Genomic DNA, 26,337 nt, shown 5'->3' with positions numbered 1-26,337 from the left:
GCTTGCCAGCGAAGAGGCCCTTTCAGCCGACATCATCGTTGACTGCAAGGCCGCCTTCGCTGGCAAGCCAGCTCCTACAGAGACCGCGTCCTGATTGGCGCCTTACTGCAAGGGTTTGCAATCAACTATTAAGTCAGGCCGCGTTGGCCCGACGACTGAAACCTGTTGGGAGTTTCACATGGCAAACGCCTCCAGCATCTACAGGAAGGCTCTTGAGGGTCACCAGGCACCGAAAAAGGTGTTGGTGAAAGTCGACCGCGTCACCAAGAAATTCGACGAGACCACCGCGGTGGACGATGTGTCCCTGGAAATCCATCAGGGCGAGATCTTTGCCCTGCTCGGTGGTTCCGGTTCCGGCAAATCGACGCTGCTGCGCATGCTCGCCGGCTTCGAGCGCCCGACCGAAGGCCGGATCCTGCTCGACGGCGTCGACATCACCGACATGCCGCCCTACGAGCGGCCGATCAACATGATGTTCCAGTCCTACGCCCTGTTCCCGCACATGACGGTGGCGCAGAACATCGCCTTCGGCCTCAAGCAGGATCGTTTGCCCGCCGCTGAAATCGACGCCCGTGTGGAAGAAATGCTGCGCCTGGTGCACATGACCCAGTACGCCAAGCGCAAACCCCATCAGTTGTCCGGCGGCCAGCGTCAGCGCGTGGCGTTGGCCCGCTCCCTGGCCAAGCGTCCGAAGCTGCTGTTGCTCGACGAACCCATGGGCGCGCTGGATAAAAAGCTGCGCTCGCAGATGCAGCTGGAGCTGGTCGAGATCATCGAGCGCGTCGGCGTGACCTGCGTCATGGTGACTCACGACCAGGAAGAAGCCATGACCATGGCCCAGCGCATCGCGATCATGCACCTGGGCTGGATCGCCCAGATCGGCAGCCCGGTGGACATCTATGAAGCGCCGGTCAGCCGCATGGTCTGCGAATTCATCGGCAACGTGAACGCCTTCGAAGGCACCGTGGTGGAAGACCTGGAAGGCCACGCGATCATTCACAGCGCGGACCTGGAGCAGAAGATCTACGTCGGCCATGGCGTCAGTACGTCAGTGCAGGACAAGTCGATCACCTACGCCATCCGCCCGGAAAAACTGCTGGTCAGCACCACCCAGCCGGACGCCCGCTACAACTGGTCCAGCGGCAAGGTGCATGACATCGCCTACCTCGGCGGTCACTCGGTGTTCTACGTCAAGCTGCCGGGCGGCAAGGTCGTGCAATCGTTCATGGCCAACGCCGAGCGCCGTGGTGCGCGTCCGACCTGGGACGATCAGGTCTACGTGTGGTGGGAAGACGACAGCGGCGTGGTACTGCGCGCATGAGAACCTTCAATCAACAATTGCTGCGCCTGGTGCCCAGCGGACGAAAACTGGTCATAGGCATTCCGTTCCTGTGGCTGTGCCTGTTCTTCCTGTTGCCGTTCTTCCTGGTGATGAAGATCAGCTTCTCGGAAGCGGCCCTGGCCATTCCGCCCTACTCGGAGATCTACACCTACGCCGAGCAGAAATTCAACCTGTTGCTCAACATCGGCAACTACACCTTGCTGGGCGAAGACGAGTTGTACCTGTCGGCTTACCTCGGTTCGTTGAAGGTTGCATTGCTCAGCACGCTGATGTGCCTGGTGATCGGTTTTCCGATGGCCTACGCCATCACCAAGACCAGCAAGGAAGCGCAAAACGTCCTGCTGCTGTTGATCATGATGCCGACCTGGACCGCAATCCTGATCCGCGTTTACGCGTGGATGGGCATCCTCAGCAACAACGGCTTGCTCAATGGTTTCCTGATGTGGACCGGGCTGACTTCGCACCCGATCGAGATCCTCAACACCAACACCGCTGTTTATATCGGCGTGGTCTATGCGTATCTGCCGTTCATGGTGCTGCCGCTGTACGCCAACCTGGTCAAGCACGATGGCAGCCTGCTGGAAGCCGCGTCCGACCTGGGCTCGAGCAACTTCAACAACTTCTGGAAAATCACCGTGCCGCTGGCCAAGAACGGCATCATCGCAGGCTGCATGCTGGTGTTTATTCCGGTGGTGGGTGAGTTCGTGATTCCGGAGCTGTTGGGCGGTCCCGAGACCCTGATGATCGGCCGCGTGCTGTGGCAGGAGTTCTTCAACAACCGCGACTGGCCGGTGGCGTCCGCCCTGGCGGTGGTGATGCTGTTGATCCTGATTGTGCCGATCCTGCTGTTCAACCGCAGTCAAGCCAAAGAGATGGAGGCACGGGGATGAAACGCTTCGGATTTTCAAAGTTCATGCTGATTTTCGGCCTGTCGTTTATCTACCTGCCGATGCTGATCCTGGTGATCTACTCGTTCAACGCCTCGAAGCTGGTGACGGTGTGGGGTGGCTGGTCGTTCAAGTGGTACGCCGGCCTGCTCGACAACTCGCAACTGATGGGCTCGGTGCTGCGTTCCCTGGAGATCGCCTGCTACACCGCGATTGCCGCCGTCGCACTGGGCACGCTGGCCGCGTTCGTGCTGACGCGCGTCACCCGCTTCAAGGGCCGCACGCTGTTCGGCGGCCTGGTGACCGCGCCGCTGGTGATGCCGGAAGTGATCACCGGTCTGTCGCTGTTGCTGCTGTTCGTGGCCATGGCGCAGATGATTGGCTGGCCGATGGAGCGTGGCATCGTCACGATCTGGATCGCCCACACCACGTTTTGTGCCGCCTACGTTGCGGTGGTAGTCTCCGCCCGCCTTCGCGAGCTGGACCTGTCCATCGAAGAAGCGGCCATGGACCTGGGTGCCAAGCCGTTCAAGGTGTTTTTCCTGATCACCATCCCGATGATCGCGCCATCACTGGCGGCCGGCGGCATGATGTCGTTCGCCCTGTCGCTGGATGACCTGGTGCTGGCGAGCTTCGTCTCGGGCCCGGGCTCCACCACCCTGCCGATGGAAGTGTTCTCGGCGGTGCGACTGGGCGTGAAACCGGAGATCAACGCCGTGGCCAGCCTGATCCTGTTGGCCGTGTCGATCGTGACCTTCATGGTCTGGTACTTCAGCCGCCGTGCCGAAGCCAGCCGCAAGCGGGCGATCCAGGAAGCGATGGACCAGACGGCGAGCGAATCCTGGCAACAACCGAAAAAGCAAATGGTAGAAGCGACGGCATAGGCCGTCGCGTTTCACAGATTTTGCGTTTGAATAAAAAGAATGGAGTTGTACCGATGAAAATGTTTGGCAGGACTCTGCTGACACTGTCCTTATTGGGCGCGATCGCCTCGGGCGCCCAGGCCAATGACAAGGTTCTGCGCGTCTATAACTGGTCGGATTACATTGCCCCGGACACCGTCAAGAAGTTCGAAGACGAGACCGGGATCCAAGTGACCTACGATGTGTTCGACAGCAACGAAACCCTGGAGGCCCGCCTGCTGGCGGGCAAGTCCGGCTACGACCTGGTCGTGCCGTCCAACAGCTTCCTGGCCAAGCAGATCAAGGCCGGGGTCTACCAGGAACTGGACAAGTCGAAGCTGCCGAACTGGAAAAACCTCAATCCGGTGCTGCTGAAAAACGCCTCCGCCAGCGACCCGGATAACGCCCACGCCTTCCCGTACATGTGGGGCTCGATCGGCATCGGCTTCAACCCGCAGAAGGTCAAGGAAGTGCTCGGCGCCAACGCCCCGACCAACTCCTGGGACCTGCTGTTCAAGCCGGAAAACGCGGAAAAGCTCAAGGCCTGCGGCATCAGTTTCCTCGATTCGCCCACCGAGATGATCCCGGCCGCCCTGCACTACCTGGGCTACCCGGTGAATGATCAGGACAAGGCGCACATCGCCGAAGCCGAAGCGCTGTTCATGAAAATCCGCCCGTCGGTGGCGTATTTCCATTCCTCGAAGTACATCTCGGACCTGGCCAACGGCAACATCTGCGTAGCCGTCGGTTATTCCGGTGACGTGCTGCAGGCCAAGGCCCGCGCCGAGGAAGCCGGGGACAAGGTGAAGATCGACTACAGCATCCCGCAGGAAGGCGCCGGCAGCTTCTATGACATGGTCGCCATCCCGCGCGATGCCGCCAACGTCGACAACGCCTACCAGTTCATGAACTTCCTGATGCGCCCGGACATTATCGCCGAGATCACCAACAACATCGGCTACAGCAACGCCAACTCGGCGGCGACGCCTTTGGTGGACGAGGCGATTCGCAACGAACCGGGCTCGTATCCGCCGGAAGCGGTGATGGCGACCTTGTATGCCGTTCCTGACCAGCCGATTGCGGTGCAGCGGATCATGACCCGGGGTTGGACCAAGGTGAAGTTGGGTAAGTAATTCTGCTCTGGTAGGAGCTGCCGCAGGCTGCGATCTTTTGATCTTTGCTTTTTCAAGATCAAGATCAAAAGATCGCAGCCTGCGGCAGCTCCTACAGGGGGTTGCGTACATTTTTTATATTCATGCAGCGCCTTACCACCGCTGCATCACTCACCTGGCTCCTCGGTTAAGGTGAAGTTTGGCGCCCTCGGGCGCCTTTTTTGTTTTGGCTCAGGCACCGCTCAACGGCCACTGGGCCAATGGCCGATAGCGGCCCTTGTGGGATTCGAACAAGGTGAAGCGCTCGGCACGCAGGAAAAATTCGGGTGGCGTAGCGGACTCCGGCACCGGCGCCCGGTAGTCACGTGCCAGGGTCAAATGCGGGCGGAATTCCCGGGGGGCATCTTCCAGGCCAAACGGCAACAAGGCCTGCTCCAGGTCATACACCAGCCGCAACAGCGCCGGCGATGCCTGCTCGGGTGCCAGCACCAGGACCCCTGCCCTGCGCCAGACATCCAGGCGATCCAATTCCACGGTCAGGCGTTCCCCCGGCGTGCGCACCGACGCGGCTGCGCTGCAGATGTCGGCAATCTGCGCGATCCCTACCGCCCCGAGAAACTTCAGGGTCAGGTGAAAATTCTCCACCGGCACCGGGCGCCCGCTGCGCAGGTGCAAGGCACTGCGCCATTGGCCGATGGCCTTGCGCAGTGCCGGTGCGCAGTCCAGCGCGAAAAACAGCCGTTTGAAAGGTTCGTGGGTGTCGTCATTCATGCGGGGTCTCTCGTTTCTGGCGTCTGCCGGCATGCCAGTTATAGTTGATGCAAGCGAAATCAACCGGAGGCAAGTATGCGCCAGATCCTCAGCAAGGAACCTTGGTGGGCCGCGCCGCCAGAGCCTGGCCAGGACGAAATGGAACTGGATTGGGGCTGGCTGGTGCATTACAGCGAAGGCGAGCCGCGTTTCGAGTTCATCCGCGAGCGCCCGAGCGATCACGAAATCCGCAACCGCAAGAGCTGCCGGATCACCCCTGCGGCGGAGTGACCCGACGGTACCGGTTCAAGCCTTCACGATCATTTCAAACCCGCCGAAAATCATCCTTTGACCATCGAACGGCATCGGATTGACGTCCGGTTGCACCCGCGGATCGGTCATCAGTTTCGCCATCCCGGCGTCACGGGTGGCCTTGTCCGGCCAAACGATCCAGGAAAATACCACGGTTTCATCCTCCTTGAGTTTCACCGCCATGGGAAACGAGGTCACCTTGCCGTCGGGGACGTCGTCGCCCCAGCATTCGGCGAGGCTGAGCGCGCCGTTCTCGATGAAAATGGCAGCGGCCATGTCGGCGTGCTGCCTGAATTTTTCGCGGTTGGCGGTGGGTACTGCAATGACAAAGCCATCGACATAAGACATGAGCGTTCTCCTAGGGTCATGGGTTGAGCTGCTGGTTAGTCGACTGGGTCGGACTCCAATCGACAGATCCCCCATCCGGACCGACCGACGGTTGCGCGCTCTGCGCCAGGTTCCCTTCTATCTGTGAGGCCATGTACAGGGTGCTCGCCATGACACCGGTGGTTGGGTTCTGCAGCAGCTTGGTCCAGGCCTTGTCGAACGTGTTACCCAGGCTGCTGCGAATCAACGCTTCGCTGTCGGGCCGGTCGTTGGCCTGGATGATCGCCCGTACGCCCGCCACGCCGACGGAGATCAACGCACCGGCGAGTTTCCCAGCGGCCGCCGCTACCGCACTGGCCGCCCCGCGCGGAGCCATCTCGGCTTCAATGCGTTTACTGGCACGCTTGGCCACCGGGGCCATGGCCGTGTCGGTCGAGCCGACGCCCTTGTCGCCACCGGCCTTGTGCACCTTGTCGACCAGCGCGGCGTACGCCGGCAACGTGGCCAGCTGTTCAGTGTGCACCACCTGGAACAGCGAGGCGTCCCTGGCGGATGGCGGTCCGAGGGCAATCGCCGGAATTTTCCGCACGCGACCATTGAGCTGGGCCATCGGCACGCCATGGCGCTGGGAAATCTTCTGCAGTTCTTCCTTGAGAATGTCCACGTAGAACGCTGCTGCCAGGGTGAGGATCGCGTCCGGGTCGACCTCGAGCGCCGCCGGGGCCAGCACTTTTTCCTGGTACTTCTCCAGCAGGTAGGCCGCCAGGCGTTTTTCCGAGGCGTTTTGCTCGTCCCTGGAACTACTGATGGAGTACCAGCTGACCTTCATCGACAGCCATTCCTGGGTCCAGTAACTGCTGAACCAGGGAATGAAGTTTTCTTCGGTCAGTTGATAGACCCGCGTGCGCCAGTAATCCATGGCCCCGCGGGCGTAGATTTTTGCCTGATCGGTGGCCGATTGCGACGCATCGACAATCTCCCGGTCCACCTGCTGCCAGGTGCTGGGAGACACCATGATCTGCGGCACTTCCACCGGGGCAGGCGGGGCCGTGGCGCATCCCGCCAACACCACCAGCACGGCGACGATCAGCGAACGCAGGTTCAAGATCGCGGTTTCCTGAAAATGTGAGCCGAACGGGAGGTTCGGCGTTCAAAGGCCCCTGGTTTGAGTATAGGTGGCGGTGGTTGTCCGCTCAGAATCGATAGTGCTCTTGAGGCCGCCTTCGCGAGCAAGCCCGCTCCCACAGGGGGTATGGGTGTTCACAAAAATTGTGTCCAACCCGATCCACTGTGGGAGCGGGCTTGCTCGCGAAGGGGCCATCAGGAACACCCACAAGTTCCGACCATCACTCCCATCGATATTCACCATCGCCACGATTGCCTTCCGCCCACCGACCGTCAGCGTAGGATCAATTCCAACCCAACACCAAACCCTGTAGCGGAGGGTCGAACCATGCTGATCCATCTCCTGACCTGCCTGGCCCTGACGGCCTTCACGTTGAGCGTATTCGGCTGGTTCTTACTCTCCGAGGAGCGCACGTCATGATCACCACCGTCACCCTGGCCGTGAGCTTCCCGGTATTCGGCACCAACTACTACTCGCAACAATTCGAGTCTCGTAAAGTATTGACCCTGATGTTCGACGAAAAATTCGAGGCGCTGCTGATTCCGGCAGCCGGTCATCACTTCAGCAACGAAGTGGTCGGGCTCAACGATCAGTTCCGCTTTCTCAACGATGTACTGGCTGAGCATTTGCTGGAGACCGAAGCCGTCTCTAGCGCCCGCCGGCATCAATACTTCTGAGCAACTGACCCAGGCCCTCTGCAAAACAGGTCGGCTTCTCCAACGAAAAATGTGCCAGCAAACGGCTGTTCTCGGCACGCGAATGCCGGATGTCACCGGATCGGGGCGCATCGTAGGTCAGCGCCAGCGGCCATCCCAGCAGTTCGCTCAGCATCGTCGCCAGATCGTTGACGCTGGTGGAGCGGTTGAACCCGACATTGACCGGTTCCATACGTGGTTTGGCTTCAGCGACCGCCTGTACCAGGATCTTGACCAGGTCATCGACGTAGACAAAATCCCTTGTTTGCTCTCCATCACCGTAAACCGTGATGGGGAGTTTTTTTTGTGCTCGCTCGCTGAAAATACTGATGACGCCGGAGTAAGGCGACGAAGGGTCTTGGCGCGGTCCGTAGATATTGAAAAAGCGCAGGATGACCGGTTCCAGTCCGTGCTGGCGACGATAGAAATCAAGGAAGTGTTCGCTGGCGAGCTTGTCGGCGGCATAGGGCGTCAGGGGATTTTTTGGCGTGTCTTCGCTGATCGCGGTGCCTTCGCCGTTGTTGCCGTAGATCGCCGCACTGGAGGCATAAACGACTCGCCTTACCCCCGCCTGGCGCATGGCTTCACAAATATTCAACGTACCGATGAAGTTGCTTTGGTGAGTGGCGATCGGATCGTCGACCGAGGCCTGCACCGAGGCCACCGCCGCCAGATGGACCACCGCGGTGCAGTCTTTCATCGCCCGCGCGACCGTCGGCGCGTCGGCGACGTCCCCCACAACCAACGTCAGATGGCATCGATCAATCGGCAGGTTGGATAATTTACCGCTGGAAAGATCGTCCAGGACTCGCACGCTGTAACCGTGTTCGAGCAGGGCTTCGACAAGGTGCGAGCCGATGAAGCCGGCGCCACCGGTGACCAGGATTCGCTCAGCAGTCATCATTATTGAGCCTCCGATACGCTGTTTTTGGTGTCGGGAGTTCGATCCATGGCGATGAACTCCCCTATTTGATCGATGAACTCACGGCTGTCACTGAGCAGTTGTGGCCAGTCAGTGGGGAAACGGACGTTCAACGGCAGTTGATCGATTCGCCAGCGCGGTGGCAGCGGCCGGTCGAACCGGGCGGCGACCTGCAAGCCCATTTCGCTGGCAGCGAACGGCCCGCGCAACACCGTCGGCGTACGGCCGGCGCTGTCGACCGCCTGGACCACGTGGGCGCTCAACCACTCGCCGTCCGGCATGCGCACCCGCAGCGGCTGGCCAATCGCGGCGTAGCTGATGTTCAACGGCTCCAGGTAGATCCACAGCAAGGGGTCTTCCAGGCGCTCGATGCGCATCAGCAAGGTGCCGGCACCGACGTTTTCGCCAGGATTGACCAGTACCTCGGCAATGCGTCCGCTTTGCGCGGCGTTGATCGGCAGCGCAGCCAGTCGGGTTTTCAGCCACTGTTGTTCAGCCTGTTGTTGCACGACATCGCGCTCAACGCTCAACGTCGGCTGATTGGCCAGTTGCTCACGGCGCTCGAACGCCAGCAGATCCGCCCTGAAACTGTCGAGCTCGGACTTCGCCGTCAGTACCTCGCCAGGCGACACCGCCCCTCTTGCAACCAGACTTTCAAGCACGCCCACCCTTTCCTGCGCCCTGCCGATGCGAGTCTTGAGCAACTGCCGTTCGTTGCCACCCAATTTGTTGTTGCGCGCAGGGCTGGTCTGGGTCGGCATGGCCGCCAGTTGCGATAACCGTGCTCGCCATTCCGGATTGTCGAGATTGACCAAAGGCTGGTCGGTCCGGACCTGATCACCGGCCTTGACGAACAATTGCTCGACCCGACCGGTATCGCGCGCGCGCACCTCGAGAATCGGCAGGCGCAACTGCGCCGGCGCGTCGATCATCAGCATGCCGTAGGCCAGCTTGCCCCCCAGCCAGATCAACGGGCTGGCGACCAGCAGCAGGATCAGATACCAGCGCACGCGAAAGGCCATGCGTTTGCCCGGCGCGTAGAGCACGGTCAAACCCTGTTCCTGAGTGGGACTCAATTCTTTACGACTATCGAAACGAATCTTCATGACGGCTCACCGTTTTGGAAAGTCTCGCCAGGCTTGCCAGTCGATGCCGGCAATCCCCAGGGGTTGCAGTTGTTCACGCCAGGCACTGCTCTGGTGTTGCAACTGCTCGGTCGACGCGCCGGCCCAGGACTCCGTGGCATCCAGTTGTGGCTCCGTGCTTTGGGCAAGGCGAAATTGCAGATCGGGCCAGCGCTGGGCGATCTGCTCTGCCATGCGTGCGCTGTTTTTCGGGTTGCGGGTATAAATCATCAGGCTGACCTGGCGCACGCCAGCATCGGGCAGCCCGCAGGGCACACAGGTTTGTCCGGGTTTGGGCTCGGCGAACCAGCGATGATGGCTGGAAATCTCGACCGGCCAGGGGCTCGCTCGAGACGCCGCATGCAAGGTGTCGAGCAAGTCCTGCAAACGCTGGTCGGGCACCGGTACGCCCAGCTGTTCGACTTCCAGGTCGAGGTGCAGGCTGCTGAATGCAAGCCCTTGGAATTTGCCCAGCAAATCGGTGAGCTGATGGCGTTCCTGCGGTTTCAACCATTCAGGATCGCCCAGCAGCAGACCCACTTGCAGACCCTGCCTGGCCGCGTCCTGCAGCAATTGCTCCAGGCGTTCGCGCGTGGTGGCCAGGTCCTTGACCTGTGCGCCCTTGAGGCCCAGGTAGATCTTTTCCATCCCGGCCTTGCGCAGCGCCGTCAGTTCAGCAGCACGCTGCCCTGGATCGAGCAACGCCTCGCTGTCCCACACATAGCTGGCCTGGGACCACTTTTGCGCTGGCGCCGCTTCAAGCATCATGGGGTGTACCGCCAGCATCACAAAGGGCATCCATAGCGTCACCGCCAGAAGTATCGATCGCATGTCAGAACCTCGTGGCGCGCTTGAGTACCCACCAGGGTGCCATCGAGCTTTCTTCATGGCCGCGACGGAACATCTCGTTAAGCATGGCCACGACGCTCCAGCACCGCAGGAGCAGCATGAACAGCGGGAAGAAAGGCACCAGCAAGCCCAGCACCATGTCTTGTCGGGGCCGGTCGGAGACCATCACCAACATGGCCAAGAACATCACCAGGGTGATTGTCAGGTACAGCAGGTAGATCAGCGCAAACAGAAACAACAGCGTCTTGCCCGGCAGAATGAACAGGGCCAGCAAGGTGTAGATGAAGATGATGAACGGCAGAACCAACTGAAAGAAGAATCCCGTGAGCAGGATCATCAGGAAGGTGCGCCAGCCCAGTAACGTGGGGCTGATGTTGTGGTTGTGCTTTCGGATGTAGAGGAAAAACAGGTCGCCATCCCAGCGCAGGCGCTGCATCAGGAACTGGCTGAGCGTCGCCGGGGCATCGGTGTGCCCTACCGCTTCGGGCTCGAATGGAATCCTCAGGTCATGTCTTTTGAAGTAGCTCTTGATACGCAATGTCAGGTCCAGGTCTTCAGCGGTGTGGGTGTTCCAGCCACCGATTTTCACCAGGAAACTGCGGCGAAATGCGCCAAAGGCGCCGGAGACGTTGTTGACCAGGTTCCATTCCGCCAGGCCGATCTTCGACATGTGGATCGACAGCAGGTACTCCAGCGCCTGCATCGCCGTCACCCACGAGCCCCAGACATTGCGCACCCGCAGGCTACCGGCGACCGCAGGTACCGAGGGGTCCTCGAAGTGCCGTACGATGGAGGCGACCATGTTGTTGTCGAAGGATGTATCACCATCGAGCGCCATGACGATTTCACCGCCGGCCAGCGACAGGCCGGCGTTGAGGGACGACACCCTTCCGCCCCGCTGCCATTTGGCGATCGGCCGTAAATGTCGCTTGGGGTACAACTGCGGGTCCACATTGAAACTGCGCACGGCGCTGAGCGTCGCCTGGTTGACCGTGGCGCCGTCCACCACCGGAATCATCTCGATGTGGCCGCCATAGGTTTGTTCGCACAGGCTCAACAGCGTGGTCTGGACGTCCATGCCTTCGCTGTAGCAGGTAATGATGCAAGAGACCTTCGGGCAATAAACACTGATCTTCGGCACGCTGGTGCGCCGACGGGTGAACCAGCGCAACACGCCCAGCATCACCATGATCATCATCGGCAACTCGAACATCAGGAACGCCGGAAATAGCATGTAGAACAGGCGGCTCATGCCATCCGGACCCGCGAGCGCGCTGAGTGCGTTCAACAGTTGCTCGAGGAAAGGGCTCATGGGGTATCACCCATCTCACCGGCCAGGCGCGCCAGTAACAGCTCGCCATCTTCCTGATCCAGTAGATCCTGGGGGGCGGTGATGCCGATGACACGCAAGGTAACGTCGCTGACCTCCGGCGCCGAAAACAATTCGGCGACCCGGCCCAGGCGCTGCTTGACGATTTCCAGGCCTTTCTCGTCGGTATGGGGAAGCATGATCCAGAAGAACTCTTCGGTACTGCGAGAACAGCGGTCCGTTTCCCTGACGGACTCCTTCAAGCGATCGGCCACGCTATCAACGAAGGCATGCCCGCGCTGTTCACCCAGGTGCGACAACGTACCGGCGAGGTTGACGAAGCGCAGGCCGATCAGGGAAAACTCAGGCACCGGATGGCGGCGCACTATCTGCATTTGCCAGGTCAGCAGATCATAAAAATTCTTGCCACCCAACAGATTGAGCTGACCGAAGTGCTGCACCGCTCTTTCACTGAACTCCTGCCGGCAACGGAAACGCCCGGCCTCGGACAGGCGGAAATCCCTGACTTCGCGTATGCGCAACTTGTCGGGCGTGTGCGACAGGCCGCAATCCAGGCAACGCGCCTGCACCTCGGCATCGACAAAAAACGCCTGGCACGAGCGACAGCGATAATTCTCCATCGGGCGGTCGTAATCACTGCCAATGTGGCGCAGCCGATTCAGGCAGTTGGGGCACAGCAACACCCCATCCTTGAGAAATGACTCCTGCGCCCCGACATGACCACAGGTAAAACAGTGCAGTGACGGTTGCCGTGCGATGTCCAGGCTATGGCATTCGGTACACACATCGATGTAATTGAGCCGTCCCGAACCACAATCGGAACAGAGGCGGACGCGGTCGATCAGGACCCCCTCCTCCAGCCAGTCCTGCTGCACCATCAGGCTGAGCCAGACAAACGCGTTGACCTGCTCGCTATCGGCCAGCACGTCCAGCAATGGATAGCGATAGTGCTGAGGCACCTCCGGATCGCGCAGGGCCAGCACCTGGGCGCCGTCGCGCAACCACAGCCAGGAAAGCACGCGGCTTTCAAAACGTTCCGGTGCGGATCCATGATTGAACAGTCCGAAGCGATCCTGCCATACGCCCCAGAGCCTTATGATTTCGCTGGTTTCCACAGGGCACGCGCCATCGCCCAAGGCTTCGCACCAGCCATCCTGATCACGACAGCAGTAGATGAGCGTGTAGCGGTAAGAGGGAAGTGAGCGCAGTTTGCGAAGGACTTTGCCGGCATACGCACCTGGCATGTCAAGCAGCATCACATCAAATGCATCGGCAGCCAACAGGCTGCCCAAGTCGGTAAAGTGCTCAAGCGCTGGAAGATTCAGGCTCGGAACTCTATTACCGAATATCGCAACCCGAGGATTTGAAGTCGGCATGACGCACGTCCTCTACAATCAGACAAGTGCGGGTTAATTGGAGGTAGGAACACTAGCATCACATATGTGAAACGTGTGAATTATTATGAAGTTATTTTTTGACACGACCAGCGTCAAAAATTCATCACCACTCGTCGCCAAATCTTGACGCTGAGTTGATATTGGAGAAATCCATAAAAATCAATTATCTTAAATCAATAATATTCTTAAAATTCATATATTTACGATAACCATACAAAACTAAAAATTATTAATTATCATTAATAATTCGTGACCAACATTGATAGCCTCTGGCCACTTGACAGTAATTGAGAGCGCCTATCAATTACTAGCTTAACTAAACTGGATCCCATTTTGACCTCCGATACAGCATACAAACTTATGAGTTCGAACTTTTTTATATCAACACAATGAGACTATATAACAAAACAAAAAGCAGGCACGAATAGTTACAACAATGATACAGCCATTATTTTAATATCAACGTAGACACATGAAACACCCGGATTAATTATCAGGCAGAAGCGCAAACATCCCTCAGGCAAGCACGCAGCCATCGATGCACGGGATCCGCATCCAGTCGAGGATGCCAGATCATCGCCAAGGTAAATTCCGCCAGTGACACCGGCAGCACAAAGCTGTGCATGCCGGCTCGCAGATTGGCGGTATGCCGCTCGGGCACAGTGGCGATCAGGTCGCTCGCCTGGGCGAGCGCCAATGCAGTCGAGAAACCGCCGACCATGGTCACGATCTGCCGCTGCAAACCAAGCGCCTCCAGGGCTTCATCAATTGGCCCCTTTTCCAGCCCTCGTCGTGACACGCTGATGTGACCGCGGGCGACAAAACGCTCGGGCGACATCTCACCGTCGCACAGCGGATGCCCCGCGCGCACCACGCCGATCAATCGATCGCGGAACAACCCCTGGGTACGCAGTTCCGGGCTCGCCGTCTTGCCCACCACCCCCGTTTCCAGATCGACCGTGCCGTCGCGCAACGCCGTGCTGTCCTTGTCGGGTTTGGGCATGAAGCGCAGGCGTATGCCTGGCGCCAGTTCGGCGACGCGGGCGATCAGCGCAGCGCCGAAGTTTTCGACAAATCCTTCGCTGGTGCGCAAGGTGAAGGTGCGCGACACCTGCAGGAGGTCGGGCTGCTCGGCCGGACGCAGCACCGCTTGGGCCTCCTGCACAAGCTGGGCGACCCGCTCACGCAATTCCAGCGCACGCGGCGTTGGCACCAGGCCGCGACCGGCCCTGACCAGCAGCGGATCGCCGGTGGTTTCGCGCAATCGCGCCAGCGCCCTGCTCATCGCCGATGGACTCAGGCGCAGGCGTTTGGCGGCGCGGGCGACACTGCCTTCTGCCAGCAGCACATCGAGGGTGATCAGCAGATTGAGATCGGGAGTGGACATGCGAGGCCTCAGGTCGGCAGGTATGGCGCTGTATGCACGTAATCAGTGCAAACCGTGCGTCTTCCGCCATGTTAGGCCCCGGCGTAGATTTCTGGTAGCTCCAGTCGGGAGCGGCCAGAAAAGGGCAACACCATGAATGACGGATCTGCAGTCGCGGCAGTGGCTCAACAAACACCTTCGGTGAAAGGGGCGCTGGCCAGCCTGTCGTTGGCGATGTTGTTGTCGTCCCTCGGCACCAGCATCGCCAACGTCGGCCTGCCATCCCTGGCACAGGCATTCAGCGCGTCCTTTCAACAGGTGCAGTGGGTGGTCATCGCCTATCTGCTGGCCATTACCGCCTCGATTGTCAGCGTCGGCCGCCTCGGCGACCTTGTCGGTCGGCGCCGCCTGCTGTTGTCCGGCATTACCCTGTTCACATTGGCTTCGGCGCTGTGCGGCCTGGCGCCCAATCTCGGCCTGTTGGTCACGGCCAGGGCGCTGCAAGGCCTGGGCGCGGCGGTCATGATGGCGCTGACCCTGGCCTTTGTCGGCGAGACGGTGGCCAAGGGCAAGACCGGTGGCGCCATGGGGCTGCTGGGGAGCATGTCCGCCATGGGTACGGCGATGGGACCGGCGCTCGGTGGCGTGCTCATTGACGGATTCGGCTGGCGCTGGATTTTCTTTATCAGCGTGCCCCTGGGTCTGCTGGCCTGGCTGCTCGTGCAACGCTACCTGCCCGAAGATCGCCAGGGGCAAACCAGGCGTGCGGGGTTCGATTCGCTGGGTACGTTGTTACTGGCGCTGTTGCGCGATAGCCGACTCAGTGGCTGCCTTGCCATGAGCCTGCTGGTGACCACCGTGATGATGACGACGCTGCTGGTCGGGCCGTTCTACCTGTCGCAGACCCTGCGGTTGACGGCGATGGAGATCGGGCTGGTGCTGGCGGTCGGGCCGCTGGTCGCCATGCTGGCCGGAGTGCCCGCCGGGCGCATCGTCGACCGTTGGGGGGCCCCGGCCATGACCCTCGCCGGGCTGCTGGGCATGGCGCTCGGCTGCTGCCTGTTGTCGATGGTGCCCGAAACGTTCGGCGTCGGCGGCTACATCGCGCCCATGGTCGTTATCACTTTGGGGTATGCGCTGTTCCAGACCGCCAACAACACCGCCGTGATGCTCGACGTGTTGCCCGATCAACGCGGCGTGGTCTCCGGCCTGCTCAACCTGTCACGAAATCTGGGACTGGTCACCGGGGCCTCGGCGATGGGCGCCGTGTTTGCCCTGGCCTCAAAGGCGGTCGACATCGGCACCGCCCAGCCGCAGGCCATTGCCAGCGGCATGCGCACGACCTATCTGGTCGCGCTGGGGCTGATCGTTGTCGCCTGCCTGGTCGCATGGCGCAGGCAGGCTGACCCGCGGTAGAGGCGCTTACTGCTCCAGCGACACCAACGGCGTGTCTTTCTTGACGATGTAGGTCGCCAGTTCCGACGCCTTGCCCTGGCCGATGTTTTTCGCCACATGGGCGGTGCCGGCCGGAATGTACAGGGATTCACCAGCCTTGAGCGTCACGGTCGGTTGCCCTTCGAGTTGATATTCCAGGGTGCCGTCGGTGACGTAGGCCACTTCTACCCCGGGGTGCGAGTGTTTCGGCGACGCCACGCCCGGATCGAATTCAACGAGCACCTGGATCACTTCGCGCCCGGCGACGTCAAGGTCGCGGCGCACCAGGTCCGTACGCTTGAGGCCGGCCTGCCAGTTTTTTGCCGGTGGCTGGCCGGATTCCTGGGCTTGGGCGAGGCCCGTGAAGGCGGTGAGTGTCGCAGTGACCAAGGCAACGCCGAGCAGGCCTGCCGCGTAGCGGGTGGGGGTTCGGGACATGGTGATTCTCCAGTGAGCGCAAGGTAAAAGCCGTTATCCGGCTGTTGCATTACGCGCTCGTCGTGTATCGCCTGCGTGTCCCGCCACCCCGGTTTTTGTATGCCAACGTAGCTGGGTGAACGGTGGATACGTTGCGATACCTGTAGGAGCGAGTCTGCTCGCGATGGACGTTAACGATGGCGCGGGGAGCCTGAAACCCCGCGGTGCTCTGAGGTTTTTCGCGAGCAGGCTCGCTCCTACAGGTAACCTCTGCGCCTCGCCGAGCAGCGATTGGTTGATACGCCATCTGCAATCCCTATAATCGCCGCACTTCGTCTACCCTCAAAAAGCGCCTGACCGTTATCCCATATAGGTCAGGCGCTTCGAAATACTTGCGCTAATGAACCGGAGAACTTTCATGCTCAAACGCACCCTGGCATTGGCTGTCGGCTTGACCCTGTCCTTTTCCACCCTGCTGGCACAGGCCGCCGACGTCCTCAAGGTCAGTGCCATTCCCGATGAGGCCCCCACCGAACTGCTGCGCAAGTTCCAGCCTCTGGGCACTTATCTGGAACAGCAATTGGGCATGAAGGTCGAGTTCGTGCCGGTCAGCGACTATCCGGCCGTGGTCGAGGCGCTGGCCACCGACCGGATCGACATGGCCTGGCTCGGGGGGTTCACATTCGTCCAGGCGCGGCTGAAAACCGGCAATGCCATTCCGTTGGTGCAGCGCGAACAGGACGCCCAGTTCACCAGCAAATTCATCACCGCCGACCCGAACGTCAAATCCCTCGCCGACCTCAAGGGCAAGACCTTCGCCTTCGGCTCGGTGTCCTCGACATCCGGCAGCCTGATGCCGCGCTATTTCATGTTGCAGGACGGCATCAAGCCGGAAACCTTCTTCAGCCGCGTCGGTTACTCCGGCGCCCATGACGCCACCGTGGCCTGGGTCCAGGCGGGCAAGGTCGATGCCGGTGTGCTCAACGCCAGCGTTTGGGAAAAACTGGTCAAGGCTGGCAAGGTCGACACCAACAAGGTCAAGGTATTTGCCACCACGCCGGCCTACTATGACTACAACTGGACCGTGCGCGGCACCCTCGACCCGGCCCTTGCGGCGAAGATCAAGGCTGCCTTCCTGGCGCTTGATCCGGCGAAACCCGAGCAGAAAGCAATCCTCGACTTGCAGGCCGCCAGCCGCTTCATCGAGACCAAGCCGGAAAACTACAAGGGCATCGAGGAAGCCGCACGCGCCGCCGACCTGCTCAAATGACCTTGCATTTGACCCGGGTCAGTCTCACCCATGCCAACGGAGTACAGGCGCTGCGCAGCCTGGACTTGCACATCGAAGCCGGTGAACAGGTCGCCATCATCGGCCCGTCCGGCGCGGGCAAGTCGAGCCTGCTTAACGTACTTGCCACCGGCCTGCGCCCCGGCAACGGCGAATTGCAAGTGCTGGGGGAACAGCCCTGGCACCTGTCGGCCCGTCAGCGCCAACGCCTGCGCGCGCGCATCGGCCTGGTGCATCAAGCGCCGCCGCTGCCTCCGCGCCAGCGGGTGATCACCGCGGTGCTGGCGGGAAAAATCGGTCAGTGGGGGTTGGCCAAGAGCCTGATCAACCTGCTGCACCCGCTGGATGTTCCCGGGGCTCGCGCGGCATTGACCCGGCTCGACCTGCACGACAAGCTCTTCGCTCAGTGCCAACAATTGTCCGGCGGCCAACTGCAACGGGTGGGCATTGCCCGGGTGCTGTATCAGGCGCCCGAGGTGTTGCTGGCTGACGAACCGGTTTCGGCCATGGACCCGGTGCTGGCCGGCCACACGCTCAAGGTCCTCTGCCAGCATGCGCGGGAGCACGCCGTGACCCTGGTCGCCAGCCTGCACGCGGTGGATCTGGCGCTGGCGCACTTCTCGCGGATCATCGGCTTGCGTGACGGACAAATCCTCTTCGACCTGCCGGCCAGCGCCGTCGATCGCGAGCGGCTCGACGCACTCTACGCAAACGAACAATTGCAGCCCTCGCCAGCCCCGGTTCCCCCCTTGAGCGTGCAGATTCCCCGATGCTGAGCCGTGCCACCCGTGATCCCGCCGCCCGGCCACGCCTGCTGCTCACTCTGCTGGCGATCGCCCTGCTGTGGCCGGGTATCCGCTTCAGCGAACTGGACTTGAGTGTATTGCTGGCCAGTGACAGCCAGAGCGAGATGGGGCGCTTTGTCGCGACCTTCTGGCCGCCGGCCCATGGCGCAGATTTCCTCCAGCTGTTGTGGCAAGCCACCTTGCAGACCTTGGCCATCGCCACGGCTGGCATGGCCCTGGCGCTGCTCCTGGCGATCCCCGCCAGCCTGCTGGCCAGCCGCGCGCTGTCCCTGTCGGCAGCGTCCCGCGCCGGGCGCCCGAGCCAGTGGGGGCAACTGCTGCGCTGGCCGGTGCGCGGGGTGCTGATCATCCTGCGCAGCGTGCCGGAAATCGTCTGGGCCCTGCTGTTCGTGCGCGCCGTTGGCCTGGGGCCGACCGCCGGGGTCCTGGCCATCGCCATTACCTACAGCGGCATGCTGGGGAAGGTCTACGCGGAAATTTTCGAATCGGTCGACCAGCGCCCCGCCCACGCGCTGTTGCAAGCCGGCAGTGGCCGGCTCGCGGCGTTCAGCTACGGGATCCTGCCCAACGTCGCGGCGGAGCTGTTGTCGTACACGGTGTACCGCTGGGAATGCGCGATTCGCGCCTCGGTGGTGATGGGCTTCGTCGGGGCCGGCGGCCTGGGCCAACAGATCGACCTGTCGATGCGCATGTTCGCCGGCGGTGAAGTGGCCAGCCTGTTGCTGACCTTCCTCGTCCTGGTGCTGCTCGCCGATCAACTGAGCCGCCTGCTGCGCTGGAGGCTGGCATGAGTCGCCTGGTCAACCTGCTGCTGGTGCTGTGCATCGGCGCCGCAGTATTCGCTTCGTTCCGCTACCTGGGCATCGACCTCGGTGAACTGGGTGGCAGCGGCAACCTGAAACAGATGCTCGCCTACATTCAGCGTTTTCTCAGCCCGGACCTGAGCACCGGACATTTGCAGGCCATTGCTCGCGGCGCGCTGGAAACCATCGCCATGTCGGCACTGGGCACACTGTTGGCGACGGTGTTCGGCTTGTTGCTCGCGCTGCCGGCGGCCGGTCGATTCGGCTGGCCGATGCAGGGTTTGTCGCGCCTGGTGCTTAATGCCCTGCGCGCGATTCCGGAGCTTGTTTGGGCGGTGCTGATGGTCCTGGCCGCCGGGCTCGGCCCCAATGCCGGCACCCTGGCGTTAGCGCTGCACACCACCGGCGTGCTCGGCCGGCTGTTTGCCGAAGCGCTGGAAAACACCCCGCCGGAACCGGCCGACGCGATCCGCCTGCAGGGGGGCAATGCCGTGTGGGCGTTCTGCTACGGCACCCTGCCCAATCTGTTCCCGCAGCTGCTGGCCTACATCCTGTACCGCTGGGAGAACAATATCCGCATGGCCAGCGTGCTCGGTTTTGTCGGTGCCGGCGGTTTGGGACAAATGCTTTACATGAGCCTCAGCCTGTTCCAGGAGGCCCAGGCCAGCACGGTGATCCTGGCGATGCTGGTGTTGGTGTTTGCGGTCGATACGCTGAGCAGCTGGAGTCGCCAGCGCTGGGTGAAGGCCTGAGATCGTTGGCTACGAGCAGACAAACAAATGCCCCGAAAGTCGGGGCATTTGATCTTGGCGAGCTGCATATGTTCAGCTGCACAAGGCAGGCTTCTAAGAGCCAAGTAGGTGGCCAGCGCTGGTCTCTGGCTTACGAGGTTTATCAGGACTCTCACAGAAACAGCAATAAGCGCTGTCCTGCTTCACACGGCATAAGGGCTGGATCTCAGCGCGGAGATCTTTCTAACCGTGTACCCTTCGGAGCGCGCCCCACGCGTCCTCGCTATCCGCTTGCGCATCAGTCTGCGTTTTCACCTACAACTTCAGAGTAGCAAAACGCTCAGGGCGTGGACTGGAATTTTTAGATCGATTTGGTCCTGTAGATGCTGGCTTGATGGGATGGTGATCTGACGGACGCCTTCGCTGCGATGCGGCGACCCGACAAGCCAGCTCCTACAGGTTCTGCGCACAACCGTTGATCTCATTAACGCGCTGCATATTTGCTGATTATGCTGCAATAACGCAGCGCGCATTCAAAACGGCCACGCGCAAGGCCTCCTGTTCACTGGCTTTCGAGTTGGCATGCGATATGCCCTTACCAGTCTGCCCTGGCATTCTGTGCCCAGGTCCCATTAGCCGAATCGAGCCGATCCACCAATGGATATCCTGAATTTGCTGGTAAACAAAGCCCAGCCCCTGACCAGTACCGTCGGTGCCGACGGACTACTGCTCGGCCTGTCCCTGAGCCTGAGTGATCAATTGGGCTATGCACCCGAAGAGCTGCTCAATCAACCGATCGAACGGGTATTGAGCGTCGAGTCTCTGCGCACGGTGCAGGCGCTGTTTGCCAACCCGCCCGCCGACGAGCTGATCCACAGCCTGGAGCTGACCCTGATTCGCCACAACGGTGGCCTGCTGCATGTGATTGCCAGCGGTGTGCTGGAGTGGCGCAATGTGCAACCGGCACGCCTGCACCTGTTGAAGATTCCCCTTGGTACGCTGGGCCATCGGCTGCGGGAAATGCACAACGCCAATGAAGTGATGAACCAGATGCTGCAAAGCGCCAAGGTCGCCTACTGGTGCATCGAATTCGCCGAGGCGGTGGACATCAACCACTCACCGGATGAGATCGTGCGCCAGGTGTTCGAAAACGACTCCCACTGGCGCCTGTGCAACCGGGCCATGGCCGAGGTGTACGAGATGCCGTCGGATGTCGACTTCAACCAGCAACCGGTGCGCCTGTACTGGCCACGCAGCCCGGCCAACGAAGAGTTCGTGCGGCGCCTGATCGAGGCCGGGTTTCATGTCGACGGAGCGCTCTCGGTGGATCGCCGCCACGATGGCTCGCCGGCCTACGTGGAAAACGACGTCAGGGCCACCATCGTCAATGGCCAGCTGTTGCGCATGTGGGGCAGCATTCGTGACGTCAGCCAGGAGTTGCGCATGCAGCACGATGCCGAGCAACGCATCGATGCCTTGCGCCGGGTCTTCGATGCCGTGCCCGACGCGGTGCTGGTAATCGATGAGCACCTGCAACCGCAGTGGCGCAACGCAGCCTTCGAGGACACCTTCGGCATTACCCATGGTGCCGGTATCGCCCGTTTGCTGCTGGACAATGCCTTGCCCGAACGCACCTGGCACAGCCTGCCCCTGCCGGACCTGAGCGGGCGCGACCTGAACTTCAATGTGCATTGCTCGCGCATCCTGATTCGCGAAGGCGTGGCTTGGCGCGTGGCGGTGTTTCGTGAAAGCCAGGGCGTTCGCACCCCCCAAGAGTTGCACCCATGAAAGACTCCAACCTGCCACCCACCTTGCAGATGGGCATGCGCTCTTCGGTCAATGTCAGCAGCGAAGTGCTGGGCGCGCTGCTGGAAGCGCCTGCCTTGCATGCCTTGCTCGACAGCTTCAGCGAAGCGCTGATCATCAGCGACGGTGAGGGCCGGCTGCGCTTCATCAACCTGGCCGCCGAGCGCGTCAACCGCCTGTCGAAACAGCAGGCCGTGGGGCTGTCCGAGCGTGATTTTTTCCAGCGTTCGGCGTTGAACTACGACGACTTGCTGGCCGCGCTGAACCGCGGTGGCAACAGTGCGTTGACCCGCTCACGGGAAGGCCGGGTGCTGCTCAGCAGTACCCACGCGATCCCCACCGGTGCCTACGAAAAACCGTTCCGGATGCTCACCCAGAAAGACTTCGACGCCAGCCAGCCGCAGCGCCGGGCATCGCTCAACAACCGGCCGCTGGAGCCCCAGGGCCTGCACGACCCCCAGGACAATGCCCTGCACCTTTCGCCCCAGCTATCGAGCATCGCCGACACCGGCGTGCGGGCTTTCCGTCGGCGCGCGCGCCTGTTGCTGCTGGGTGAGCCGGGGGTTGGCAAGACCGCCATCGCCCGGCACATCCATCGAGCGGCCGGCTGGGGCGACCGTCCGTTCATCCACGTCAATTGCGGGAGCATCCCGGAGAGCCTGTTCGAATCCGAGATGTTCGGCTACGAGCGCGGCGCCTTTACCGGCGCGCTGCAGGGCGGCAAGCAGGGCTATATCGAAGCGGCGTCGGGCGGCACACTGTTCCTCGACGAGATCGGTGAAATCCCGCTGCACGTACAGGCCAAGCTGCTGAAATTCCTCGAAGACAGCACCATCCAGTCGGTGGGCTCGCCCCTGAGCAAAACCGTGCAGGTACAGGTCATCGCCGCCACCAACAAGGACCTGCGTCATCTGGTGGACCTGGGTGAGTTTCGCGCCGACCTGTATTATCGACTCGCCGTGCTGCCGGTGGAGATCCCGCCGCTGCGCCAGCACCGCGATGACTTGCCGTTTCTCATCGACATCCTGCTCAGCCGCATCAATGGCGATCGCGTACCGTCCCTGAGCCTGTCCGCCGGCGTTCGCAAGCGTTTGATGAGCTATGACTTCCCGGGCAACATTCGCGAGCTGGTGAACATTTTCGAACGTCTGGCCGTGCTCGCCGACGATGAGGCGCAGGAGCATCATTTGCCGGCTGAACTGCTCGAACCGATGCGCTCCCGGGCCACCTCGGTCGCGCAGGAACAAGCGCCGCAAGAGTCGGAGCAGAACCTCAAGCTTCAGGTTCAGCATTTCGAACGCCAGGTCATTCTACGTGCCGTGCACCTGTGCGGGAGCAAGCGCAAGGCTGCGCAGCATCTGGGGATTGATATAGGGACGCTGATTCGCAAGTTGCAGCGCGACTGATTGCAGCGTGTGGGCTTGGCGACCCTATTCTTTCGGAGCCATCTACGGTTTGCCTCTTAACTGTAGGAGCTGGCTTGTCGGGTCGCCGCATCGCAGCGATGGACGTCAACGATGACGCGGGGATCCTGACACCCCGAGGCGCTCTCAGGTTTTTCGCGAGCAGGCTCGCTCCCACAGGTACTCGCTTGGCTGTTGATCCATGTACACCTGAAAGACAATGGTCGGCTGTCAGGCCGCCATCGCCAGCAAGCCGGCTCCTACAGGTTGATCGGTGTACATCGGCAGGAGATTGGTCGGCTGTCAGGCCGCCTTCGCTGCGATGCGGCGACCCGACAAGCCAGCTCCCTACAGGTTTTTCCCGGTTCTCTCCAATAAAACGCTGCAAAAACGCCTACAACGTAGTTATTTCTGCTTACACTTTTCTTCTGTATAAATATTTAATCATTTAAAAACAACGACTTAAACACTTGGCACGCCCTGTGCTCCTGCTATCTGCAACCCACCATCGTTGGGCTCCGATAGTCAGGAGGAATAACAATAATGTTGATCACCGGGATCAAAAGTCGGCCGGTCTACGACCGGTTGCAACCTCTGCCGGGAGGTGTCCGGCACATCATTGCCGGGCAAGGCAGTGGCGGTCGCGTCATGTTGCGTTTGCTGGAGGAGATGGCCGGGCTGGATCGCCCCGTGACCTTGCTGTACGCCCAGGAGTCATTTTCCGGCCAGGACTTCCTGGCGCAATTGCAGCAGCACCCGGGTCATCAACTGCGGGTGTATGCCAGCAACCAGGCATTGATCGACGCCCTCGACGACCTGCTCGGCGACGCCAGGATGGGTACCCGCCTCTACCTCGCCGGTTCCGAAAGCTTCCTCGGCAGCGCCATGCAAGTGGCCACCCGCTTCGATCTCAATCGCGACGAAGTGCTGCGCGAGCACTCCGGCACGCTCGTGCGCCGGGTCTGGTGCGTGCACTGCGACACCTACACCGAAAACGTGACCCAACGCGTCTACGACTGCCCCGGTTGCAGCCTGACGCTGGTGGTGCGCGACCACTATTCCCGGCGCCTGGCGGCCTTCCAGGCGGTCAAGGCCGATGCCGAAGTACCGGGCGAACTGCCCCCAGCCGAGGAGCTCGATACATGAGCCAGAACAACGGGACCTTGAACCTGCGGGTGGTCCGCATCGAAGCGGTGACCCCAGAGATCAAACGCTTCACCCTGGTATCGCCGACCGGTGCGCACCTGCCGGCGTTCTCCGGCGGCAGCCACGTGGTGGTGCTCATCGCCAACCCGAACAACACGCTGCGCAACCCCTACTCGCTGCTGAGTTCGCCCTATGACACCAGCAGCTATCAGATTGCCGTGCGCCGGGTGGAAAGCGGTCGCGGTGGTTCGATGGCGCTGCATGACAGTGTCCGCGAGGGCGACCTGATCGAGGTCACGCCACCGGTCAATCTGTTCCCGCTGATCAAGCAAGCCCGCCTGCACCTGTTCATTGCCGGTGGCGTCGGTATCACCCCGGTGATCTCCCAGCTGGAGGAATTGCGCCTGAGCAAGGTGCCCTTCGAACTGCATTACGCCGTTCGCGGCGATGAACACGCACAGCTCGGCAAAGAGTTGCAGGCCACCTACGGCGAACAGGTCCACCTGTATCGCAAAGGCATCGAAACGCGCATGGACATCGGCCGTATCCTCGCCGATCGCCCGCTGGGCAGTCACGTTTATGCCTGCGGACCGGACAGCATGATCGACGCCACCCTGGCCTGTGCCCGCGACCTGGGCTGGACCGACAGCCACGTGCACTTCGAGCGATTCCTCGAACAAAGCAGCGGCGGCGAAGCCTTCAGTTTCACCCTCGGGCGCAGTGGCGCAACCATCGAAGTCTCGCCTGACCAGACCATGCTCGAAGCGGTCGAGGCCGCGGGCTACAGCATGCCTTACCTGTGCCGTGGTGGTGCCTGTGGCCATTGCGAAACCGCGGTCCTGGAGCTCGACGGCGAACTGCTGCACAGCGATGACTGGCTGTCGGACGACGACAAGAGCAGCCACAAGAAAATCATGCCCTGCGTATCCCGCGCCAAATGCAATCGCCTGGTCATCGACCTCTGATCGACGGAAGCCATAACAATGAATATCAAATTCAATCCCGACGAAACCTACCGCGACGACTACACCTTCGCCAACAGCCCGGAGACCATCGCCCGCGCGCCCTTCCCGTTCCCCGATGACGACTACATGTACTCGATGAACCTCGAGCCCCATGTCTCGGTCGGCGACGGCGCCTTCCGGGCCGCGTTCGATATCGACGAGCACTACATCAGCGAATGCCGGGACCGCGCCATCACCCTGGAGAAAGATCCGGGCATGCACTACGTCGCGGCGCCGCACATGATGGAGGCGCAGTGGGACCTGCTCGAACTGATCATGGAGTCCTACGCCCGCGATTATCCGCAGTACTTCACCCTGTCCCGTGAAGGCCGCCAGTGGCACTGGGTCAACCGCCTGCTGGACATCGACGATCACTTCACCTTCGGCGACCCGGCGACCCTGCCCTATGAGCCGATGGAATACGTGACCCGCCAGGCCCAAGGCGACTGGGTCTTGCAGGAAGAACGCGACGGTACGCTGTATTGGGGCGCCGGGATCGCCACCCAACGCGCCGACTATTCGCTGCGCTTCAACCTCGGCATGAGCTGGGAAGAATTCCACGGCCCGGTGCCGCTGGTGAAGGAAATCGGCATGCTCGACCGTGCCCTGAAGTTCCTCCTGCGCCTGCGCACCGGCCACCCGGTACGCCGCCTGAACTGGTCGCTGACGGTCAACCCGCGCCTTGAGGTCTCGGCCGAAAGCCTGCCTGAATGGGCGCCGGACCGGACCCTCGTGACCGCCGAAAACGCCGGCAAGCTGGTGTACCTGCGCATCGAGCTGCAACCGCTGCACCGCCTGCCGCGCAGCAACGCCATTGTCTTTCCGATCCGCACCTACCTGCTCAGCCTCGAAGACATCGCCACCAACCCGGCATGGGCGCGTCGCATGCACCGGGTGCTGCGCGACCTGAATCAGCAATTGGTCGATTACAAAGGCTTCAGCCGGTACCGCGATGCGGCGGTCGAGTGGCTGTCGCAGTACGACGACGAAACCAAAGCCTGATGCGATCCCCCTGTGGGAGCCAGCCTGCTGGCGATGGCGGTCTTGAGGGCGCCATC

At 61.2% G+C, this 26,337-nt stretch carries 26 protein-coding genes; 16 read left to right on the top strand and 10 right to left on the bottom strand.

Annotated elements, in window-relative coordinates:
- Window positions 1–178: 178 nt before the first annotated feature.
- From potA to SOP85_RS23100, 4 genes are read left to right on the top strand one after another with little or no spacing between them, the layout of a single operon-like run.
- Window positions 179–1,321 (top strand): polyamine ABC transporter ATP-binding protein, encoded by a 1,143-nt coding sequence (gene potA / locus SOP85_RS23115; RefSeq protein ID WP_274077578.1) that lies wholly within the window; start codon window positions 179–181, stop codon window positions 1,319–1,321.
- Between the two features lie 29 nt (window positions 1,322–1,350).
- A complete protein-coding gene (locus tag SOP85_RS23110; RefSeq protein WP_274077601.1) occupies window positions 1,351–2,232 on the top strand; it encodes an ABC transporter permease subunit in 882 nt (293 codons plus the stop codon).
- A complete protein-coding gene (locus SOP85_RS23105) occupies window positions 2,229–3,113 on the top strand; it encodes an ABC transporter permease subunit (protein ID WP_274077577.1) in 885 nt (294 codons plus the stop codon). Before SOP85_RS23110 ends, SOP85_RS23105 begins: the two co-directional genes overlap by 4 nt.
- 53 nt (window positions 3,114–3,166) lie before the next feature.
- Window positions 3,167–4,264: a polyamine ABC transporter substrate-binding protein gene (locus tag SOP85_RS23100; RefSeq protein ID WP_323628323.1), complete on the top strand. Its 1,098-nt coding sequence runs from the start codon at window positions 3,167–3,169 to the stop codon at window positions 4,262–4,264.
- Between the two features lie 210 nt (window positions 4,265–4,474).
- On the opposite strand, the gene thpR is transcribed toward SOP85_RS23100, so the two are convergent.
- A complete protein-coding gene (thpR, locus tag SOP85_RS23095; RefSeq protein WP_323628322.1) occupies window positions 4,475–5,014 on the bottom strand; it encodes an RNA 2',3'-cyclic phosphodiesterase in 540 nt (179 codons plus the stop codon).
- A gap of 75 nt (window positions 5,015–5,089) precedes the next feature.
- Here thpR and SOP85_RS23090 point away from each other — a divergent pair, with 75 nt between their 5' ends.
- Window positions 5,090–5,284: a hypothetical protein gene (locus SOP85_RS23090; RefSeq protein WP_274077574.1), complete on the top strand. Its 195-nt coding sequence runs from the start codon at window positions 5,090–5,092 to the stop codon at window positions 5,282–5,284.
- A gap of 15 nt (window positions 5,285–5,299) precedes the next feature.
- Here SOP85_RS23090 and SOP85_RS23085 read toward each other — a convergent pair whose 3' ends face one another.
- A complete protein-coding gene (locus SOP85_RS23085) occupies window positions 5,300–5,653 on the bottom strand; it encodes a DUF1428 domain-containing protein (protein WP_323608568.1) in 354 nt (117 codons plus the stop codon).
- A 16-nt stretch (window positions 5,654–5,669) separates the two neighbouring features.
- Window positions 5,670–6,737, bottom strand: a complete 1,068-nt coding sequence (locus SOP85_RS23080) for a hypothetical protein (protein ID WP_323628321.1) — start codon at window positions 6,735–6,737, stop codon at window positions 5,670–5,672.
- Between the two features lie 437 nt (window positions 6,738–7,174).
- On the opposite strand from SOP85_RS23080, the gene SOP85_RS23075 reads away from it, so the two are divergent.
- Window positions 7,175–7,435 (top strand): hypothetical protein, encoded by a 261-nt coding sequence (locus tag SOP85_RS23075; protein ID WP_323628320.1) that lies wholly within the window; start codon window positions 7,175–7,177, stop codon window positions 7,433–7,435.
- On the opposite strand, the gene SOP85_RS23070 is transcribed toward SOP85_RS23075, so the two are convergent.
- From SOP85_RS23070 to SOP85_RS23045, 6 genes are all read right to left on the bottom strand, one after another.
- On the bottom strand, window positions 7,407–8,354 hold the full coding sequence (locus SOP85_RS23070; RefSeq protein WP_323608564.1) for an NAD-dependent epimerase/dehydratase family protein: 948 nt from the start codon (window positions 8,352–8,354) through the stop codon (window positions 7,407–7,409). The genes SOP85_RS23075 and SOP85_RS23070 overlap by 29 nt on opposite strands.
- A 2-nt stretch (window positions 8,355–8,356) precedes the next feature.
- Window positions 8,357–9,481: an HlyD family secretion protein gene (locus SOP85_RS23065; protein WP_274077570.1), complete on the bottom strand. Its 1,125-nt coding sequence runs from the start codon at window positions 9,479–9,481 to the stop codon at window positions 8,357–8,359.
- A 6-nt stretch (window positions 9,482–9,487) separates the two neighbouring features.
- A complete protein-coding gene (locus tag SOP85_RS23060; protein ID WP_323628319.1) occupies window positions 9,488–10,330 on the bottom strand; it encodes a hypothetical protein in 843 nt (280 codons plus the stop codon).
- A 1-nt stretch (window position 10,331) separates the two neighbouring features.
- Window positions 10,332–11,660, bottom strand: a complete 1,329-nt coding sequence (locus SOP85_RS23055; protein WP_323628318.1) for a glycosyltransferase family 2 protein — start codon at window positions 11,658–11,660, stop codon at window positions 10,332–10,334.
- Entirely contained in the window at window positions 11,657–13,054 is a 1,398-nt protein-coding gene (locus tag SOP85_RS23050) for a diguanylate cyclase domain-containing protein (RefSeq protein WP_323608562.1), read from the bottom strand. The genes SOP85_RS23055 and SOP85_RS23050 overlap by 4 nt, the downstream gene beginning before the upstream one ends.
- A gap of 514 nt (window positions 13,055–13,568) precedes the next feature.
- Complete coding sequence (locus tag SOP85_RS23045) at window positions 13,569–14,462, bottom strand: LysR family transcriptional regulator (protein ID WP_323628317.1); 894 nt, start codon at window positions 14,460–14,462, stop codon at window positions 13,569–13,571.
- A 132-nt stretch (window positions 14,463–14,594) separates the two neighbouring features.
- On the opposite strand from SOP85_RS23045, the gene SOP85_RS23040 reads away from it, so the two are divergent.
- Entirely contained in the window at window positions 14,595–15,857 is a 1,263-nt protein-coding gene (locus tag SOP85_RS23040; RefSeq protein WP_323628316.1) for an MFS transporter, read from the top strand.
- 6 nt (window positions 15,858–15,863) lie between these two features.
- On the opposite strand, the gene SOP85_RS23035 is transcribed toward SOP85_RS23040, so the two are convergent.
- Window positions 15,864–16,313: a cupin domain-containing protein gene (locus tag SOP85_RS23035; protein ID WP_274077564.1), complete on the bottom strand. Its 450-nt coding sequence runs from the start codon at window positions 16,311–16,313 to the stop codon at window positions 15,864–15,866.
- Between the two features lie 397 nt (window positions 16,314–16,710).
- On the opposite strand from SOP85_RS23035, the gene SOP85_RS23030 reads away from it, so the two are divergent.
- The 9 genes from SOP85_RS23030 to SOP85_RS22990 all read left to right on the top strand — a co-directional run bounded on the left by SOP85_RS23030 (window position 16,711) and on the right by SOP85_RS22990 (window position 26,281).
- Window positions 16,711–17,562 carry a putative selenate ABC transporter substrate-binding protein gene (locus tag SOP85_RS23030; RefSeq protein WP_323628315.1) on the top strand — a complete coding sequence of 284 codons (852 nt, stop codon included), beginning with the start codon at window positions 16,711–16,713 and terminating at the stop codon, window positions 17,560–17,562.
- Window positions 17,559–18,356 (top strand): phosphonate ABC transporter ATP-binding protein, encoded by a 798-nt coding sequence (locus tag SOP85_RS23025; RefSeq protein ID WP_323628314.1) that lies wholly within the window; start codon window positions 17,559–17,561, stop codon window positions 18,354–18,356. The genes SOP85_RS23030 and SOP85_RS23025 overlap by 4 nt, the downstream gene beginning before the upstream one ends.
- Window positions 18,350–19,177, top strand: coding sequence for a PhnE/PtxC family ABC transporter permease (locus SOP85_RS23020; protein WP_323628312.1), 828 nt, complete (start codon window positions 18,350–18,352; stop codon window positions 19,175–19,177). The genes SOP85_RS23025 and SOP85_RS23020 overlap by 7 nt, the downstream gene beginning before the upstream one ends.
- Window positions 19,174–19,941: a phosphonate ABC transporter, permease protein PhnE gene (gene phnE, locus SOP85_RS23015; protein ID WP_323608557.1), complete on the top strand. Its 768-nt coding sequence runs from the start codon at window positions 19,174–19,176 to the stop codon at window positions 19,939–19,941. The genes SOP85_RS23020 and phnE overlap by 4 nt, the downstream gene beginning before the upstream one ends.
- 636 nt (window positions 19,942–20,577) lie before the next feature.
- The gene (locus SOP85_RS23010; protein WP_274077559.1) at window positions 20,578–21,708 is read left to right on the top strand and encodes a PAS domain-containing protein; all 1,131 of its coding nucleotides are present in this window, start codon (window positions 20,578–20,580) and stop codon (window positions 21,706–21,708) included.
- The gene (locus SOP85_RS23005; protein WP_323628311.1) at window positions 21,705–23,132 is read left to right on the top strand and encodes a sigma-54 interaction domain-containing protein; all 1,428 of its coding nucleotides are present in this window, start codon (window positions 21,705–21,707) and stop codon (window positions 23,130–23,132) included. The genes SOP85_RS23010 and SOP85_RS23005 overlap by 4 nt, the downstream gene beginning before the upstream one ends.
- 540 nt (window positions 23,133–23,672) lie before the next feature.
- A complete protein-coding gene (locus tag SOP85_RS23000; protein ID WP_323628310.1) occupies window positions 23,673–24,275 on the top strand; it encodes a dimethylamine monooxygenase subunit DmmA family protein in 603 nt (200 codons plus the stop codon).
- Window positions 24,272–25,240, top strand: a complete 969-nt coding sequence (locus SOP85_RS22995; RefSeq protein WP_274077556.1) for a PDR/VanB family oxidoreductase — start codon at window positions 24,272–24,274, stop codon at window positions 25,238–25,240. The genes SOP85_RS23000 and SOP85_RS22995 overlap by 4 nt, the downstream gene beginning before the upstream one ends.
- An 18-nt stretch (window positions 25,241–25,258) precedes the next feature.
- Window positions 25,259–26,281, top strand: coding sequence for a heme-dependent oxidative N-demethylase family protein (locus tag SOP85_RS22990; RefSeq protein WP_323608555.1), 1,023 nt, complete (start codon window positions 25,259–25,261; stop codon window positions 26,279–26,281).
- Window positions 26,282–26,337 lie beyond the last annotated feature (56 nt).

The sequence above is a fragment of the Pseudomonas sp. YuFO20 genome (assembly GCF_035064975.1).
Classification (GTDB): domain Bacteria; phylum Pseudomonadota; class Gammaproteobacteria; order Pseudomonadales; family Pseudomonadaceae; genus Aquipseudomonas; species Aquipseudomonas putida_AE.
This window is presented reverse-complemented; position numbering and strand designations above follow the sequence as displayed.